Genomic DNA, 16,607 nt, shown 5'->3' with positions numbered 1-16,607 from the left:
TGTGATGAACACTAAACAGATAAAAGTGCCTGCGACCTATATGCGAGGCGGGACGAGCAAAGGCGTTTTCTTCAACCTAAGTGATTTACCTGAATCGGCGCAAGTTGCCGGAGAAGCTCGAGACGCATTACTTCTGCGAGTCATTGGCAGTCCAGATCCTTATGGTAAACAAACCGATGGCATGGGTGGCGCAACATCCAGTACCAGTAAAACTGTTATTGTTTCGAAAAGCAGTAAAGCCGATCACGATGTTGATTATCTCTTCGGTCAAGTTGCGATAGATAAGCCGTTTGTCGATTGGAGTGGTAACTGCGGAAACCTATCTGCAGCAGTAGGCCCATTTGCTATTCATAGTGGATTGGTTGATTCGAATCGTATTCCAGAAAACGGCGTGGTCGAGGTGCGAGTATGGCAAGTGAACATAGAGAAAACCATCATTGTTCACGTGCCCATCGTTAAAGGTGAAGTCCAAGAGTTAGGTGATTTTGAACTCGATGGTGTCACTTTCCCCGCTGCTGAAATCCAAGTTGATTTCCTAGACCCAGCCGATGCGAGTGGTTCAATGTTTCCAACAGGGAATGTTGTCGATTTTTTAGATGTTCCCGAATTGGGCTGCATCAAAGCGACATACATCAACGCAGGAATACCAACCATTTTTGTTGATGCTGAATCGGTTGGTTATCAAGGCACAGAGCTTCAATCGGATATCAACAGCAATTCAAAAGCCTTGGCATTGTTTGAATCCATCCGAGCACATGGCGCAGTTGCAATGGGGTTAATCGATTCCTTAGAACAAGCGGAATCACGCCAACACACACCGAAAGTCGCGTTTGTTGCTAAGCCTCAAGCGTATCAAGCTTCAAGTGGTAAATCGGTATTAGCTGACGATACCGACCTTCTTGTGCGAGCTTTGTCTATGGGGCAACTGCATCACGCCATGATGGGCACAGCTGCAGTCGCCATTGCTTCAGCTGCGAGTGTTCCGGGTACGTTAGTGAACTTGGCAGCCGGTGAGGGTTCCCGTGATTTTTTGAACTTTGGCCATCCATCAGGAACCTTAAAGGTGGGAGCTAAAGCTTTGCAGACCGAAAGCGGTTGGAAAATAGAAAGGGCGATAATGAGTCGTAGTGCCCGAGTGATCATGGAAGGTGCCATCCGTGTGCCTTTTCCTAAGTAAAGCGATTGTCGTGAACGGTTAAATGTTCACGAACACAACGCTGAGAAAAGAGTGCACCCAAGTGAACGGCCAAAAGCTAGGCGCTTGGAAGAATGGATGAATCATGGAGGAGGCACTATGTCTGCTACGAATCGAATGAATAGAAAAACAGATTACATCACCGAGTACCAATGGGCGAGGGAAGACCCCAATTCGTTTTGGGAAACGCAAGCACAAGCGATAGATTGGTTTGAACCACCAAAAACGATATTACAAACTGACGATAACGGTATTGAGCGTTGGTTTCCTGATGGGGTAATGAATACGTGCTGGTTGGCGCTTGATTATCATTGTGAAAATGGGCGAGGTGGCAATACGGCGCTGATTTACGACTCTCCAGTTACAGGAACTCAATCCTCGTACACTTACAATCAATTGCGTGACCAAGTGGCAAAAGTCGCAGGCATGTTAGCCACACAAGGCGTAACCAAAGGCGATCGTGTGGTGATCTACATGCCAATGATTCCTGAAGCGGCAATGGCAATGTTGGCCTGTGCACGACTAGGCGCGGTGCATTCGGTGGTGTTTGGTGGTTTTGCTCCTCATGAGCTTGCCGTTCGAATTGAAGATGCCGAGCCCAAGGTGTTGATTACTGCCTCCTGCGGTGTCGAGATAAACAAAGTCCTGCCATATAAGCCGATGGTCGATCGCGCGATCATGGACAGTCGTTGGAAGCCCGAAAAAGTGGTGGTATTCCAAAGAGAGCAGTCTCTCGCCGAATTGAACAATGAACGTGATGTACTTTGGCAGCAAGCGGTTAGCGATGCATTACCTCATGTGTGCGTGCCTGTTCTAGCAACTGACCCACTATATATCTTGTATACATCAGGAACGACGGGTAAGCCAAAAGGCGTGGTGCGCGATAATGGTGGTCATGCGGTTGCCATGAAATACTCGATGAGCACTATCTACGATATGCCGCAAGATGGTGTATTTTGGGCGGCTTCTGATGTCGGCTGGGTTGTGGGTCATTCCTACATTGTTTACGCGCCATTGATTCATGGCTGCACGACCATTTTGTTTGAAGGCAAGCCAGTCAGAACGCCAGATCCCGGCGCATTCTGGCGTGTGTGTGAAGAATACAACGTCGATGTATTGTTTTCTGCTCCAACGGCATTTAGAGCCATTAAGAAAGAAGATCCTGAAGGTGAGTTGCTCACCAAGTATGACTTATCATCACTCAAGTCGATTTTCATGGCTGGCGAGCGTTTGGACCCGCCAACATTGGATTGGGTTGAATCTCATACCAATAAACCGGTTATCGACCACTGGTGGCAAACCGAAACGGGTTGGGCTATTTCTGCCAATCCAACAGGGCTTGAATCTTTGCCTGTAAAAGCGGGTTCTTCAACCAAGCCAGTACCCGGTTACCAAGTGGAGATCCTCAATGAGTTGGGTGAAATCGCACAAACGAATCAACAAGGGTTTGTGGCACTTAAACGACCATTGCCGCCTGGTTGTTTACCCACGGTATGGCGCAATCATGATCGGTTTGAATCCGGCTATTTGAGTCAGTTCCCGGGCTATTATGTTTCTGGGGACGGTGGCTATCTTGATGAAGATGGGTATCTATTTGTCATGGGCCGTATCGACGATGTGATAAACGTAGCGGGACACCGTCTGTCGACGGGAGAAATGGAAGAGATTGTGGGTGGTCACCCAGCCATTGCAGAATGTGCGGTAGTCGGTATTCACGATGACTTAAAAGGGCAGTTACCTCTTGGTTTCGTTGTGCTGAAAGATGGCGTAAAAGTCGATGGCATTGAGTTACAAGCGGAGTTGGTTGGCAAGGTTCGCAATGAGATTGGCGCGGTAGCCTGTTTTAAGCAAGCCTTGGTTGTTGAGAGACTACCCAAGACACGTTCAGGTAAGATCTTACGCAGAACTATCCGACAGATCGCAGAAGGTGAACAATATGTGGTGCCTTCGACGATTGACGACCCTACCAGCTTAACTGAAATTGCTGAAAAGCTCGGCAAGTAGACGTCGCAGTTTAGGTAATCTCACCTTCGGCTTGTTGATTTATACATAACCTAGCGTGATAGTTTACCTAAACTCTACTTTATTCATCCGCTTATCCATTGCGTTTACTATGACCTCATTATGAATCCCACATATTGAGGTCTTTTTATGCGAGCTTACTTTTTGTTGATTGCTTTACTGGTCAGTAGTGCTGCTAGTGCCAGTATTTCAAAGGATGAAGCGAGTAGAGCGTTGTTAGAGCCATTGAGTCATCCCAAGATATTTAAATGTGTGTCCAAGACTGGCGTCGATCTCTATCAAGCAGTTTTTGATATGGGCGTGGGGTATGAAGCCGACCCGATTAACTCGAAGATGATCGTTAATTCAAGGAAAGGTCGCTACGAATATCAAATCTTAGGCGCGGTAAGGTCTGAAAGAGCCGGTGAAATTGTCGTGTTGACTCGTCATGTGGGAGACGGTGTTAAAGTTGCCGCAATGATTGATGACGAAAATGGCAAGATACTGGGGATAGGCGATAAAAATCATTATCGAGATTGCGGTGTTAGGCCACCACCTAGTGCAGAAAATATGCAAAACTTTTGGTCCAAAGGCTAAGAGCGACATCTGAAAGAGAATAATTATAGAGAAAGAGTGATTGAGGCGACCTTGTTGGTCGCCTTTTTTGTGTCTGATGAATTAGGTACACCAATGCGATACGTCATCAATCGGTTATGTGTTAACTGCGAAATACATAGCTAAGTATGATGTATCGTCTAAAGGTGGCTTTATTTATCTGGTTAACGGATCTGCTTAAGATGGCTTTACTCCAAACGAAGAACTAAGCGAGACTCCTATGAAATTCACTAAACCTTTTCTTTTAGCGACACTGATTGTGACTCTTTCTGGTTGCGCATCACCAGCAATGGATAACGAAAATGAGAATGCCGCACGTAATCGTGGTGCTGTGGGGGGTGCTTTATTAGGAGCGACAGCAGGCGCTCTAACTGGAGATGCGAGTTTAGCCGTAAAGGGCGCTGCATTAGGTGGCGTGACCGGTGGCGTTGCGGGTTCAATGAAAGATACGGACGATGCAAGAAACGCACAACGAACCCAAGTTACTGCTGACGGTCTAGCGCAAGACAATCGCACCGATGCAGAAAAACGAGTTGCTGAAGTTGAGGCTGAAATTAAGCTTATTGAATTGGAACAACAACTTGCTGATCTCAAAGAAGAGAAAGAAGATAACGGTGCATAAATCTGAAGCTACAGCAAAAGCCATAGCTTCGATATTCGTTTAATTCAAAATAATTCAAACAGAATGGCCACGTAATGTGGTCGTTTTTGTATCTAAAATACACACTTCAAACAATGAATTAATTCAATAACTTGTATAGATACTCACGCCAAGTAAACTAGACTCAGTTTAGATATTAATTTGGTTTGAAAAGCGCAATAGTCATGAATGTCACCTTAAGGGCCGCAAAGCACGCGGATTTGGAACAACTTAACGAGTTAATGTTCGATCTCCACCATCACCACAACCTTGCAAGCCCAGAGCACTTTAAAACGGCAGAAGAGATTGAGCAGGAAAAAAGCATTGCACGTTACTTAGATGATCCTGAATGCTTAGTCTACGTGGCATTAAAAGGTGAACTAATTGTTGGCTTTATCTCCGGACATTTTTGTGAGCTTATCTCAACGGTGAGTAAACCGGTGCCGATGGGGAGTGTCGATGAACTGTTTGTCTTACCTGATTATCGAAAAGAATCAATTGCTGAAAAGTTGTTTAACAAAGTTGAAAGTACTTTTGATGATTATGGCGTTGAACAAGTCTTTGTAGAGGTTTGGGACTTTAATTCACCTGCCAAGGACTTCTATCAAAAAATGGGGTTCACACCTCACATTCAATGGATGAGGAAGGCTTTGCACAAAACGTAGACAGCGATTTTGTGTGGCTTTGATTACAATAGACTCGTGTATTAGCAGTCTTAAATTTCTTCTATTATTTTTTAGGTAAACTCGTTGGTTATTAGATATTTTTTCGTTTTCATACTGTCTCTTTTGAGTACTACTTCCGCTTGGGCTAACAACACTTTGCCCGATCATATCGCGGGCGCTTTGTGTGTAGTACGTGCTGATAACCAAATCGTGTTGGTTGATGAATTGATCACGGGGCAATTGTCTCTACCGGGAGGCACTGTGGTTTCTGGTGAGCCGCCTGCCATCGCAGCGCAACGAGAAACTTGGGAAGAGGCGGGCTTGTCCGTGACGGTCGGTGATGTGTTGGGATATACCGACAGTGCCGTTGTATATGATTGTGTCTCTGACTCTGAAGTGATCAGTTTTCAAACTCGAAATGAGCTAGGTGGTTTTGAACTACCTATATGGTTTGCTCCTCATTATGGCGTGGAAGTTAGTAGAGCGATGTTACTTCCTCCCATTGAGTTGGAAGCAAAGCAATATCGTTACCCAGAGCAGTGGTCAGAGATTAATGAGTTGTTTTTATCTGCGACAGATCAACCTGTGACGTATGTGACTGAGCTGGTGGGCGCGGCACCCCAAGTCCATCAAGTTGAACTAAATTGGATTGTGTCGCTTCAAAACGCGTTCGATAAGATGCCAAGCTTGTTTGCGAATACTGTACTTTTAACTGACTCGTTAGCGAAGCCATGGGTTTTTATCGTGATATTGCCGCTAATTGCTTGGCATTTTGGCCGTAACTTCGCGTTGAAGTTTGGCTTCACTTTGATTTCAGTGACACTGCTCACTTTAATCGCCCACCAAGGGTTTGGTTTTCCACGTCCGCATGCTTACTTGCCAACATTGAAACTAGTGATGAGCAGTGGCTATAGCTTCCCAAGTTTATTGGCTGGCTTGTGGGTGAGTTTAACTTTGTTAGTCTTTTGGAAACTAAAGCGCCTCTTGGAGCAAAAATCGATTTTGATAGTGCTCGCGGGCCTATTGTGGATTATGCTATTTACGTCTTATTCAGGCAGTGCGTTCTTTAGTGATGTCTTAATGGGAGGCGTACTGGGCGCGTTAACGACTTGGCACATCGTGAGATTAGATGCGAAACCTGATGTTGATATTAGTGCCTTATTAAGCTCTAAAGGTGTCTGGTGGGTATTGTGCTTACTGTCGATTGTTCTCACGGTGATATGGCCACTGCCAACATTCTCTTTCTGGGTGGCAATTTTGATGACGATTGCATGCTTAGTAACGTTAACGGATTCGAAGCCTTTGGTCGGCCAGTTCTCATTCAAGATTGTATTTGGAGTGATGGCGATGTTGTTAGCGGGGAATCTGCTGATTAGCTGGGCAGGAAGTTTCGTCTCATTCAGTGGCATCGCTTCATTTATCGTTGAGACCTTACGTTTCCCAATCTTGATTCTATTTGGTGTAGTGGCGTTTCGTCTGCCATGGAAAAGAGAGTAGGCGAACCGACTAATATAAAATCAAAAAAGGCTGTGCAGTGCACAGCCTTTGTCATTTGTGCAACAAGCAAAAAGTAATTATCACTATAGCTGATGAGCGTTTATGAGTTGAAGATAAACTTCTCAATCGCGACCGCTACACCATGGTCGTCGTTGCTCGCTGTGATGTGATCCGCCAGTTTCTTGGTTTCTTCCATTGCGTTTTCCATCGCAATACCCATGCCCGCGTATTCAAGCATATGGTGGTCGTTTTCAGCATCGCCCATGCAGATCACTTCTTTCGCTGTAATCCCCAAATGTTTAGCGATTGCTTCAATACCCACACCCTTGTTTGAATTTGGGTTTAAGAACTCTAAGAAGAATGGTGCACTTTGCACGATAGTAAACTGAGTCTTAAGTTCTTGTGGTAACTTGCTGATGATTTCGGTCAGCTTACTTGGTTCTGCGACAATCATTGTTTTGATAATTTCATGGTCGTCTTCTAGTTGAGAAAAGTCGAACTCGGTAATCTTTAAGCCGTTAATACGCGCTTCAATAGCGGTGTACTCATTGTTTTCAGGTGTTATTAAGCCATGAACCTTGCTGAAGGCATGCACATAACCACCAAGCTGTACAGCGAGGGCTGCGATCTCTTTCGCGGCTTTACCATTGCTGATCTCACTATGAATGAGTTCTTTTGTAGAGACGTTTTGAACCATAGAGCCGTTGTAGAAGAGCACAAAGTCATCTTCGCCGTTGATTGAAAGCTCGTCTAACTTACTCTGCATGCCTTCTAAAGGACGACCAGAAGCCAGAACCACTTTCACACCTGCAGCGCGTGCTTTGGCAATCGCGTCTTTGTTCTCTTGAGAAATTACTTTATCACTGTTGAGCAGTGTGCCATCCATATCAAGAGCAATCAGTTTGTACATGTTGTTCCTTACTAAAAAATTAAAAGCTAACGAAATCTAATGGGCGAAAGGATAAGGGAACTTGAAAGTTCAGGCTAGAGCTTTGATCAACTCATTTATCAGTACTCATTTGTTTGACCAAAAGGGGCAAGTGCTTTAAGGTCTGCGGTTGATTAATTTCATCAAATGATTGAGCTGAGGGTAAGTTGTACAAGATTAATGAAATGTTTGAAACCATCCAGGGCGAGGGCGTATTTACCGGCGTTCCTGCTGTTTTTGTTCGACTGCAAATTTGCCCTGTAGGCTGTTCTTGGTGTGATACCAAACAGACTTGGGAAGCGTTGCCGGAAGATGAAACGAGCCTTGGTGATATTATGGTTAAGACAGAGGATTCACCGACTTGGACTGCAATTGATGCGCAGGGAATCGTGAATGAATATATCAAGCAAGGTTACACCGCGAAGCACATTGTGATTACCGGTGGTGAGCCGTGCATCTATGATCTTGTCCCTCTTACTGAAGCATTTGAGCAGCACGGTTGTCGTTGTCAGATTGAGACCAGCGGAACATCGGAAGTAAAAGCCACACCAGACACTTGGGTTACGGTGTCACCAAAAGTCGCAATGAAAGCCAAGTTGGATATCCTTGATAGCGCACTCGTTCGTGCGAATGAAATCAAACACCCTGTTGGTACAGGTAAAGACATCGAGCAACTAGATGCTCTTATTGCTAGAGCCGATGTCCCTGAAAATACAGTCATTGCGCTTCAGCCGATTAGCCAAAAAGAACGCGCAACTCAGCTTTGTATTGATACCTGCATTGAGCGCAATTGGCGCTTATCAATCCAAACTCACAAATATTTGAGCATCGCATAGGTTGTATTTGTTTACTTGCCTATATAAGTCGCTAGTAGAAGATTCTCGTAAGGATTTAAGATGAAAAAAGCAGTTGTAGTATTCAGTGGTGGTCAAGACTCAACAACGTGTCTTGTTCAAGCATTAAAAGAGTATGATGAAGTTCATGCGATTACGTTTGATTATGGTCAGCGCCATAGACTCGAGATCGAAGTTGCTGAGTCATTGTCGAAAGAACTTGGTGTGAAAGCGCACAAAGTAATGGATGTGACTCTGTTGAATGAACTGGCTATTAGCTCTCTTACTCGTGACGATATTCCTGTCTCTCATGAGCTACAAGAGAATGGGCTACCGAATTCTTTCGTTCCCGGTCGTAATATTCTGTTCTTAACTTTGGCGGGTATTTACGCTTACCAAATCGGTGCAAATACCGTAATCACGGGTGTGTGTGAAACAGATTTTTCAGGCTACCCTGATTGTCGTAATGACTTTGTGAAAGCGATGAACTCTGCGCTTGTACAAGGTATGGATAAGCAGCTTGATATTAAAACACCGTTAATGTGGCTCAACAAAGCTGAAACATGGGCGTTGGCAGATCAGTATTCAGCACTCGAACTTGTTAGAAACAAAACACTGACCTGCTACAACGGTATTATCGGCGATGGCTGCGGCGACTGTCCAGCGTGTGAACTACGCAAAATAGGCCTTAGCGATTACCTAGGTGATCGCCAAGGTATTATGGCTGAATTGATTCGCAAGCAGGGTGAGAATAAATAACCTCATGAGTCAATAGGTTCGTTATAAGCATCAATGATGCAGTTTCGGCCGTTGCTCTTTGCTTGATACAGCGCCTGGTCAAGCACTGAATACAAGTCATCAAAGTCACTTAATGCGTTTGAGGTTGCTAAATAAGCAAAGCTCGCGGTTACATTAAGTGGCTTTTTGTTTTCTGATAAGAAGACTGCACTCGAAATGGCATAATGTAACTCCTCTACACGCTCTTGTACTTCAGCTGGTTTTGTATCAGTAAGCACGATCAGAAATTCTTCGCCGCCTAAACGCCCGAACAGCTCACCTTTAATTAAATGTTGTCTTATTTGATGACTTATATGAACGAGCGCTCTATCACCAGTAGGGTGGCCATATTGGTCATTAATTTTCTTGAATTTATCTAGATCGAGTAAAACGAGAACATGTTGTTTTTCTGTTCCTTTACAGGCTTTGATACGCTTGACTCTTCGTATTATCTCGGTGCGACTATACGCCTTTGTCATGGCATCGATTGCTGCTTTCGCACGAATGGCTTTGTTTGTGAAGATCATAAAGCTAGCCGCACACAGCAATAGAATAACAATGATGTTATACACCATCCTTTGATGTTCCATCTTTTCGATTTGAAGTCGGTCTAAATTTGCTTGATGTCTCAGGAAAGAACTCTCTAGTTCTTTTTCGTACCTAGCATGAGCTAGATCTAGTGCTTCAAAAGCCAACCTGTTATCTATATCTCGGGTTTCGAACTGTATTAATGTGTATCGCTGATAGAAATAGAAAGCTTGCTTGTAATCGCTGAGAGTTTGATAAATATCAGAAAGTTGAAGTAGTGCTTGAGCTGTGTATTTGTGTCTTGTGACTTGTTCGGATAGCTCCAAAGCTTGTTGTGCATAATTGAGCGCTTCCGTTTTAAGTTTTTGGTCTTCGAACATATCGCTGATTGCCAAGAAAGCGTTGATTCGAATGACATCGTTGTTTAGCTTGCTTGAAGCCGACAGAGACTCTACTAAGTAGTCTCTCGCCAAATCATAGTTCTTCGTCTGCGTGTATGCTTTTCCTAAACCAAGAGTTGTTAGCGCAATACCGTAGCTATGAGATGATGTAGTCAACAGTGCTTTTGCTTTTTGAAAGTGATTAATTGCTAGGTCACTTTGTCCTTGATTAAGGTAAAGATCTGCAAGGCTATGATGAACTTGTGCTTTCATCAAATCAGAAGCATCCGATCTCAGAGCGAGTGCTTCTATGAGGTACTCTGCCGATTTATCATATTGCTTTAACTCTTTGAGCAAATTACCCACATCGTTATAGATCCCCGAAATATCGTGTCCTTGTGGGAACACGCTTATCAGTGATAGGTAAGTATCTAGTGCGGCTTGATAGTCGCTGCGGAAATGGTGATTGTTAGCGATCACTCGATAAGTGCCAAATTTTGGTAATACAGGGTCAGCAATGTCATGCAAATCCGACTGAAGTGCAGAACAATAATAGTTCGCTTGATGGTATTTAGCTTGCTCATTGAGAGAACGACATAATTGGTATTTTAATAATGCTCTACCTGTAACATCGTTGATTGATTGCATTTTTACTAATATGGACAAAAAGCCTTGTTGAGCTTCTTTGTACTGACCTTGTCCATCATTTACTAGGGCATTAATAAACGCTTGTTCTATCGCTTGGTAGTCACTGTCGTTTGAAGCGATTCCATAAAACGGTTGATCGCGCTGGCTCATGTATTGATATAGCAGTGCCGATAGGTAGAGCTTATCCCCGTAGGTTGTTGAACTCGTGTAGCGTGTTTGCAGCATGTTCAATGCGCGCGAAGGGGAATGAGTTAGAGTCGAGAGATAGAGTGCGTTCCAATCAGCATTTGGAGTTGCGTGGGGATCTAATACCGAGGTGCTAATTGTTGGAGAAGATTCATGATCCGCTGTTGATGCTTGGCTAAAGGAATAAAGGTTGATGAGAAGCAGAAAGGCAATGAAAATGGAGTGAATCACGAGATAATATCAATCAGATAAAGAACGATATTCTATTGTTAGTTTGATATTGCTTCAATTTTTTTGGCGAGTTGATGGTTTGTTATGTGAGGTAAATCTCTAATTCTCAATGGCTTATCATGGGTAACCGGTCGTACGCTATTGTACGACCGATCTTGGAAGCTAGATGTATAATTTCGCTAGATCAGAAGGCTCAAGCTCTTTGCCTTCCAATGTTGCATTCCAGTTAATACCAACAAGAACGCCATCTTCAGCTAGGGTCAGTAACCAATCTTCTACAAAGATATCTAGTGGGATTTCTAATACTTCGAAGTCTGCCCACTCTTCAACGTTGTGAGTCTGAGCGTCCTCTTTTGAAGACCAGAACGGCATCACTTCACTGTTTTCGAATTCACTTGAGTCACATGCTAGCCAACCTTCTTCGTTGCGAAGGCCCCATACCAGTTTAGTTTCTTGTGTTTCAGAAACGAAAAGTTCTAGATTTGCTTGAGTATCAGCGGTTAGTTTGCTCATGAATAATTTCTCTATGTTGATAACAAGACAAGATTAACATTATACAAGGGGTAGGTATATGGCGATCAAGGAATTATAAGGATACTGAAACGCTTACCAAACGTTTCAGTATGGTTTGAGTGCGGTAGAATCTATTTGCCGATTTTAGTAAATATATGCCACTCTTCTTTGATGTTGCCTTTAAAACCAACAACAGAGGCTACGACTTTTCTGTTCAATGCATGATTAGTTTCAGTGTCATTATCACGGAAGCCTGCATCTCCGTACCCTACGGTATAGACCCTTGATGGCGGGATACCATTGCTGATGAGCGCACGTCTTACATTGACGGCACGCTCTTCTGAGAGTTTGAGATTGTATTTGGCATTACCTACTTTACTAGCATAACCTTGCAATTGAATACTTGTGTTTTCGTAACGCTTTAGAAACGCAGCCATTTGACGAATTTGGCTCAGAAACACAGGTTTAATTTCTGCAGAGTCATTGGCAAATAAAATATGAAGATCTTTTTCTTCGCTAGACTCGAAATACGAGCCACAGCCATCATTATCTATTTCAGCGCCTATTTGTGTGTCTATACATAAATCGCGAGCGTTGATAACACCATCATTATCATCATCTTCGAGATCATAACTTTGTGTGGTGCTAGGAAGAGCACGATAAGTGAATTCATCATTTGTTTCAGCCATGATGTTGGCAGAAGCAACCACGAAGCATAGTGGGAGTATAGTTTTGAGAAGCTTCATTAATATTCTACCTTTTCATTCCATTCTTGTGGAGTCTCTACACGTAACCCTGTTAATAGATTACCTGTCGCATTCATGACTCTATACTTTGCGTATTGTACATCGTACTTAGCGTCTAAAAATCCCTTACGTGCTTCGAAGAGTTCATTTTCAGTGTTAAGTAGATCGAGAAGGGTACGCTTACCAATTCGGTATTGTTTTTCATAAGAGATAACGGTGTCAGAAGCCGAGTCTACGTGATCCGACAAGAAATCTTTCTGCTGAACGGTTAAGTCAAGAGCGCTCCATGAAAGGCGTAAGCTTTCTTCTACATTGCGGTAAGTACTCTCACGTAGGTCTTTTGCTTTGTTGAGTTGATAAGCGGCACTTTCGGCACGGTCTTGATCGGCCCCACCGTTATAGAGATTGTACTTTAAGCGGAGCATCGCAGAAAATTCATCGCTGTTGCCTTTCGTACCACCTGCATCATCGCGCCACCTTTGAGCGGCTTCAAAAGAAACAGTTGGGTAGTTGGTACTCTTAGACTGTTTGTACTGGAACTTCGCTGAATCTACATCAGCCTGTGCAATTTTGATAACCGGGTGTTGGTTAAAGGCTTTTGCCAAAGCACCGTCGATCGTATAAGGAATAGAGCCTGCATCAGCACGTGGGTATACCAAGCCTAGTGGGGCTTGGCCAACAAGGCGTTTGAATTGAGTATGGGCATCAAATAAATTATTTTGAGCTGCCAGCAAATTACCGTGCGCTTTTGCAATACGAGCTTCTACCTGAGACATGTCTGCCGTAGATCCAATGCCTGAATCAACTCGTTTCTTGATATCTATATAGATATTTTTGTGCGTCGCCAGATTGTTTTCAGAAAGTGTAAGCACTTCATAAGCTTTAACTGAATCAAGATAGACTTTGGTTACTTGCAGTGCAATATCTTGAGCGCTAGATAGCAATTGATAACGGACAGACTCTGCATCAGCAGCGGTACGATCAATGTCGTTAGAAGTATTCGCGCCATCCCAAATGAGTTGTGTCAACGTAATTGCTGCTTCTTTACGCGTTAGATCTGTTGAGCTCGAATTCGTCGCCAAATCCGTATATTCGTAACCAATGCCACCGTCTAAATCTATACTCGGGCGGTAAGCTCCACCAGAAGCATCGTTAAGGTAACGTTGACTAACGTACTGGTTATATGCCGCTTTGATTTCAGGGTTACTTTCTAAAGTAAACGCGACGGCTTGCTCTAAGGTTTGCGCGCTAGCCGGTAAACTGAGTGCAATAGCCAACCCTAATGTAGTCGTTTTAATCCAGTTCAATTTCAATCTCCCAAAAATGGAGTATCACCTAAGTTTGTCGCTTTTAAGCTTGAATATATCAAATTTAGATGAACCGCCAAAAAAATAACGAATGCCCGATGAGCATTCGTAAATGGTTGTAAAGTTGTTAACCGATCATCGTACAGTTTAAGTCGATTTTGAGTACTTAAATTTGATTTGAGTGTTTGGGTTATCTTTCCCTAAGACAATAACTTATATGGAAGTTTTCGTCATCTTAATTATCACTCAGTGACCGTTATCATTCGTTTACATTGTAAGTTATTAAACATGCAATTCATAGCTAGGAATTATATGACATTAGATGTTATATTGTCACTAGATTATAAAATTGATGTCACTATTTTGACATCGCAAACAGAAAATGAGCTTAGGGATTTATATGGACATGACAGTATTGAATGCGAGCGGTGCATTAGCATTAGGTCAACGCATTGTTATTTCGATAGATGGCACAATCAAGGTCCTAGAAGACGGCCAGCCATTACAAGCTGGGGATGTCGTTTTAGAAGCCCAAAATGCAAATTCTGAATCTCAGATTTCAGTTAAGCGCTTTACGCCACAAGGAAAAGATGGCGATGAAGTCGATCTTGACCAAGATATTGAAAATATTTTTGCCGCTTTAGAAGAAGGGCAAGATCCTACAGAGTTAGGCGAAGAGTTCGCAACTGCAGCAGGTGTACGTGGATCGAGCTTAGTGAGCAGCGGGACAATTGAGCGTGATGGTGACGAAACCATCCCAGTTACCGAATTTGTAACAACAGGTTTCGAAGGCTTGGTTTTGTCTCGAACTCAAAGCTTGAGCTTGCTTGATCTGTTCCGATCAGTTGAAGTTGAGCCAACCGTAACTATTGAAGACAGCCAAATTATTAATGAAGGCTCAACAGCAATTTTCGAAGTAAGTCTAAGTAAAGCTGCGTCAGGCGATGTGAGCGTTACGCTAGAGACGTTATACGGAACGGCAACAGCGGACGACATCACAAGTGTTGTTGTGAAAGATGCCGCGGGTAACGTAGTGACACCAAACGCTGACGGTTCTTACACCGTGCCAGCGGGTGAAACTAAGTTAGTTGTTGAAGTCGCGACCAAAGACGACGGTACGTACGAAGGCGATGAGAAACTGAGCCTGAAAGTGACGGGTGCAACCGGCGTCACGGGTACGGGTACGGGTGAGCTAACCATTAAAGATGATGGCACCGGTCCTGTAGACCCAACCGATCCTACTCCGCCAGGGAATCCAGATGATCGCCCAAGTGTGAGCATCGAAGACAGCAAAGTTATTAACGAAGGTTCAACCGCGAGCTTCGATGTCAGCTTAAGCAAAGCTGCATCCATCGACGTCAGCGTAACGCTAGAAACCCTTTACGGCACAGCAACAGCGGACGACATCAACAGCGTTGTTGTGAAAGATGCCGCTGGTAACGTAGTGACACCGAACGCTGATGGCTCTTACACGGTGAAAGCGGGTGAAACCCAGCTGACTGTCGAAGTGGCGACCCAAGACGACGCGACGTACGAAGGCGACGAGAAACTGAGCCTGAAAGTGACGGGCGTGACGGGCGTTAACGGCACGGACACCAGTGACTTAACCATCACCGATGACGGCACCGGCCCGGTCGACCCAGGCACTCCAAACCCAGACGATCGCCCATCGGTGAGCATCGAAGACAGCAAGAGCATCAATGAAGGCTCAACGGCGAGCTTTGGCGTGACGTTGACCAAAGCGGCAGCGGTGGATGTGACGGTTGATATTGACACGCTTTACGGCACCGCGACGGCAGAGGACATCACGAGCATCGTGGTGAAAGACTCGGCAGGCCAGGTTGTGACGGCGAACGCAGATGGCTCTTACACGGTGAAAGCGGGTGAAACCCAACTGACTGTCGAAGTGGCGACCAAAGACGACGCGACGTACGAAGGCGACGAGAAACTGAGCCTGAAAGTGACGGGCGTGACGGGCGTTAACGGCACGGACACCAGTGACTTAACCATCACCGATGACGGCACCGGCCCTGTTGATCCAGGTAAACCTACAGACAACGATAAACCAACACTAACGGTTGGTGATGCAGCACCAGTGGTTGAAGGTCAAAGCGCAAGCTTTGCCGTGAGCCTGTCGAACGCGGTCGACGCCGACCTGACGTACAAGTTCGATTTAGACGTGAGTGACAACGCTGAGATAGCCGACTTTGTAGCCACGGGCGGCAAAGTAATGCTGAACGTAAACTACACGGTGGATGGTCAAGCGGTGAACAATACCGTTGAAAATGGTAAGACGTTGAGCATCCCAGGCAACGCAGTTGGCATTACCGTAGTCGTAGCAACTCAAGACGACCCCTACCTAGAAGGGGCCGAAAACTTCAAATTAAAAGTCAATGTAAGTGGCACTGTTGGGGATGGCAACAGCATCATAAATATATCGGATGTTGGTACCGGAACCATCACAGACGAAACCACAACCGACCCAACGGATCCAAATCCGAAAGACACGGTGTTTGCGCAAATCAGCGTAGACCAAGCGAGCGTGACGGAAGGTGGCGAACTGACGTACACCATCACGTTAGTGGACAAAGACGGCCAGGCGGTCGACGTGCCAGCGGGTCAATCGGTGGCAGTGGCTCTGGACTGGAGTGGCGCAGCGGCAGGCGGCGCGGACACCAGTGCGTTGCCAAGCAGCGTGACTGTGACGGGCAACAGCACCAGCTTCAAAGTGCAAACAACCGACGATGCCTTGAATGAAGGCAGCGAGCAGCTGAACGTTCAAGTGACGGGCGTGACTGACACCGACAACAGCTTTGAGCAAGTGGCGGCGGCAACCGGTAATGCGGGTCAAGCGAACAGCACCATCACAGACGAAACCACAACCGACCCAACGGATCCAAATCCGAAAGACACGGTT

At 44.9% G+C, this 16,607-nt stretch carries 14 protein-coding genes; 9 read left to right on the top strand and 5 right to left on the bottom strand.

Translation table 11 applies throughout. The features are described from left to right. Positions 1–4: 4 nt before the first annotated feature. From prpF to ACED28_RS09005, 6 genes are all read left to right on the top strand, one after another. Positions 5–1,177, top strand: coding sequence for a 2-methylaconitate cis-trans isomerase PrpF (gene prpF, locus ACED28_RS09030; protein ID WP_371709692.1), 1,173 nt, complete (start codon positions 5–7; stop codon positions 1,175–1,177). Between the two features lie 117 nt (positions 1,178–1,294). Continuing rightward, a complete protein-coding gene (locus ACED28_RS09025) occupies positions 1,295–3,199 on the top strand; it encodes a propionyl-CoA synthetase (RefSeq protein ID WP_371709691.1) in 1,905 nt (634 codons plus the stop codon). 147 nt (positions 3,200–3,346) lie between these two features. Then, positions 3,347–3,793 (top strand): hypothetical protein, encoded by a 447-nt coding sequence (locus tag ACED28_RS09020; RefSeq protein ID WP_371709690.1) that lies wholly within the window; start codon positions 3,347–3,349, stop codon positions 3,791–3,793. 238 nt (positions 3,794–4,031) lie between these two features. Beyond that, a complete protein-coding gene (locus ACED28_RS09015; protein WP_017062298.1) occupies positions 4,032–4,433 on the top strand; it encodes a glycine zipper domain-containing protein in 402 nt (133 codons plus the stop codon). 203 nt (positions 4,434–4,636) lie between these two features. Beyond that, the gene (locus ACED28_RS09010) at positions 4,637–5,116 is read left to right on the top strand and encodes an N-acetyltransferase family protein (protein WP_371709689.1); all 480 of its coding nucleotides are present in this window, start codon (positions 4,637–4,639) and stop codon (positions 5,114–5,116) included. Positions 5,117–5,200: 84 nt separating this feature from the next. Next, complete coding sequence (locus ACED28_RS09005; RefSeq protein WP_371709688.1) at positions 5,201–6,613, top strand: NUDIX domain-containing protein; 1,413 nt, start codon at positions 5,201–5,203, stop codon at positions 6,611–6,613. A 100-nt stretch (positions 6,614–6,713) separates the two neighbouring features. Here ACED28_RS09005 and ACED28_RS09000 read toward each other — a convergent pair whose 3' ends face one another. After that, positions 6,714–7,523 (bottom strand): Cof-type HAD-IIB family hydrolase, encoded by an 810-nt coding sequence (locus tag ACED28_RS09000; protein WP_371709687.1) that lies wholly within the window; start codon positions 7,521–7,523, stop codon positions 6,714–6,716. A 185-nt stretch (positions 7,524–7,708) separates the two neighbouring features. Here ACED28_RS09000 and queE point away from each other — a divergent pair, with 185 nt between their 5' ends. Further along, complete coding sequence (gene queE / locus ACED28_RS08995) at positions 7,709–8,377, top strand: 7-carboxy-7-deazaguanine synthase QueE (RefSeq protein ID WP_331284024.1); 669 nt, start codon at positions 7,709–7,711, stop codon at positions 8,375–8,377. Between the two features lie 60 nt (positions 8,378–8,437). Then, positions 8,438–9,133, top strand: coding sequence for a 7-cyano-7-deazaguanine synthase QueC (queC, locus tag ACED28_RS08990; protein WP_371702283.1), 696 nt, complete (start codon positions 8,438–8,440; stop codon positions 9,131–9,133). 2 nt (positions 9,134–9,135) lie between these two features. Here the strand turns inward: queC and ACED28_RS08985 are convergent, their stop codons facing one another. The 4 genes from ACED28_RS08985 to ACED28_RS08970 form a co-directional block, all read right to left on the bottom strand. Beyond that, a complete protein-coding gene (locus tag ACED28_RS08985) occupies positions 9,136–11,124 on the bottom strand; it encodes a diguanylate cyclase (protein ID WP_371702281.1) in 1,989 nt (662 codons plus the stop codon). A 162-nt stretch (positions 11,125–11,286) separates the two neighbouring features. After that, positions 11,287–11,637: a DUF2750 domain-containing protein gene (locus tag ACED28_RS08980; RefSeq protein ID WP_012603863.1), complete on the bottom strand. Its 351-nt coding sequence runs from the start codon at positions 11,635–11,637 to the stop codon at positions 11,287–11,289. A gap of 131 nt (positions 11,638–11,768) precedes the next feature. Next, on the bottom strand, positions 11,769–12,383 hold the full coding sequence (locus ACED28_RS08975; protein ID WP_371709686.1) for an OmpA family protein: 615 nt from the start codon (positions 12,381–12,383) through the stop codon (positions 11,769–11,771). Further along, positions 12,383–13,690, bottom strand: coding sequence for a TolC family outer membrane protein (locus tag ACED28_RS08970; protein WP_009846631.1), 1,308 nt, complete (start codon positions 13,688–13,690; stop codon positions 12,383–12,385). The genes ACED28_RS08975 and ACED28_RS08970 overlap by 1 nt, the downstream gene beginning before the upstream one ends. A gap of 400 nt (positions 13,691–14,090) precedes the next feature. Here ACED28_RS08970 and ACED28_RS08965 point away from each other — a divergent pair. Beyond that, the coding region (locus tag ACED28_RS08965; RefSeq protein WP_371709685.1) for a Calx-beta domain-containing protein at positions 14,091–16,607 on the top strand (2,517 nt) is incomplete at its 3' end.

This window comes from Vibrio sp. 1F253 (assembly GCF_041439295.1).
GTDB classification, from domain to species: domain Bacteria; phylum Pseudomonadota; class Gammaproteobacteria; order Enterobacterales; family Vibrionaceae; genus Vibrio; species Vibrio tasmaniensis_A.
This window is presented reverse-complemented; position numbering and strand designations above follow the sequence as displayed.

What these genes read in the sequence shown, in the direction of transcription:
- prpF (WP_371709692.1), top strand. Translation starts at nt 5, where the DNA reads ATGAACACTAAACAGATAAAAGTGCCTGCGACCTATATGCGAGGCGGG.
- ACED28_RS09025 (WP_371709691.1), top strand. Translation starts at nt 1,295, where the DNA reads ATGTCTGCTACGAATCGAATGAATAGAAAAACAGATTACATCACCGAG.
- ACED28_RS09020 (WP_371709690.1), top strand. Translation starts at nt 3,347, where the DNA reads ATGCGAGCTTACTTTTTGTTGATTGCTTTACTGGTCAGTAGTGCTGCT.
- ACED28_RS09015 (WP_017062298.1), top strand. Translation starts at nt 4,032, where the DNA reads ATGAAATTCACTAAACCTTTTCTTTTAGCGACACTGATTGTGACTCTT.
- ACED28_RS09010 (WP_371709689.1), top strand. Translation starts at nt 4,637, where the DNA reads ATGAATGTCACCTTAAGGGCCGCAAAGCACGCGGATTTGGAACAACTT.
- ACED28_RS09000 (WP_371709687.1), bottom strand. Translation starts at nt 7,523, where the DNA reads ATGTACAAACTGATTGCTCTTGATATGGATGGCACACTGCTCAACAGT.
- queC (WP_371702283.1), top strand. Translation starts at nt 8,438, where the DNA reads ATGAAAAAAGCAGTTGTAGTATTCAGTGGTGGTCAAGACTCAACAACG.
- ACED28_RS08980 (WP_012603863.1), bottom strand. Translation starts at nt 11,637, where the DNA reads ATGAGCAAACTAACCGCTGATACTCAAGCAAATCTAGAACTTTTCGTT.
- ACED28_RS08975 (WP_371709686.1), bottom strand. Translation starts at nt 12,383, where the DNA reads ATGAAGCTTCTCAAAACTATACTCCCACTATGCTTCGTGGTTGCTTCT.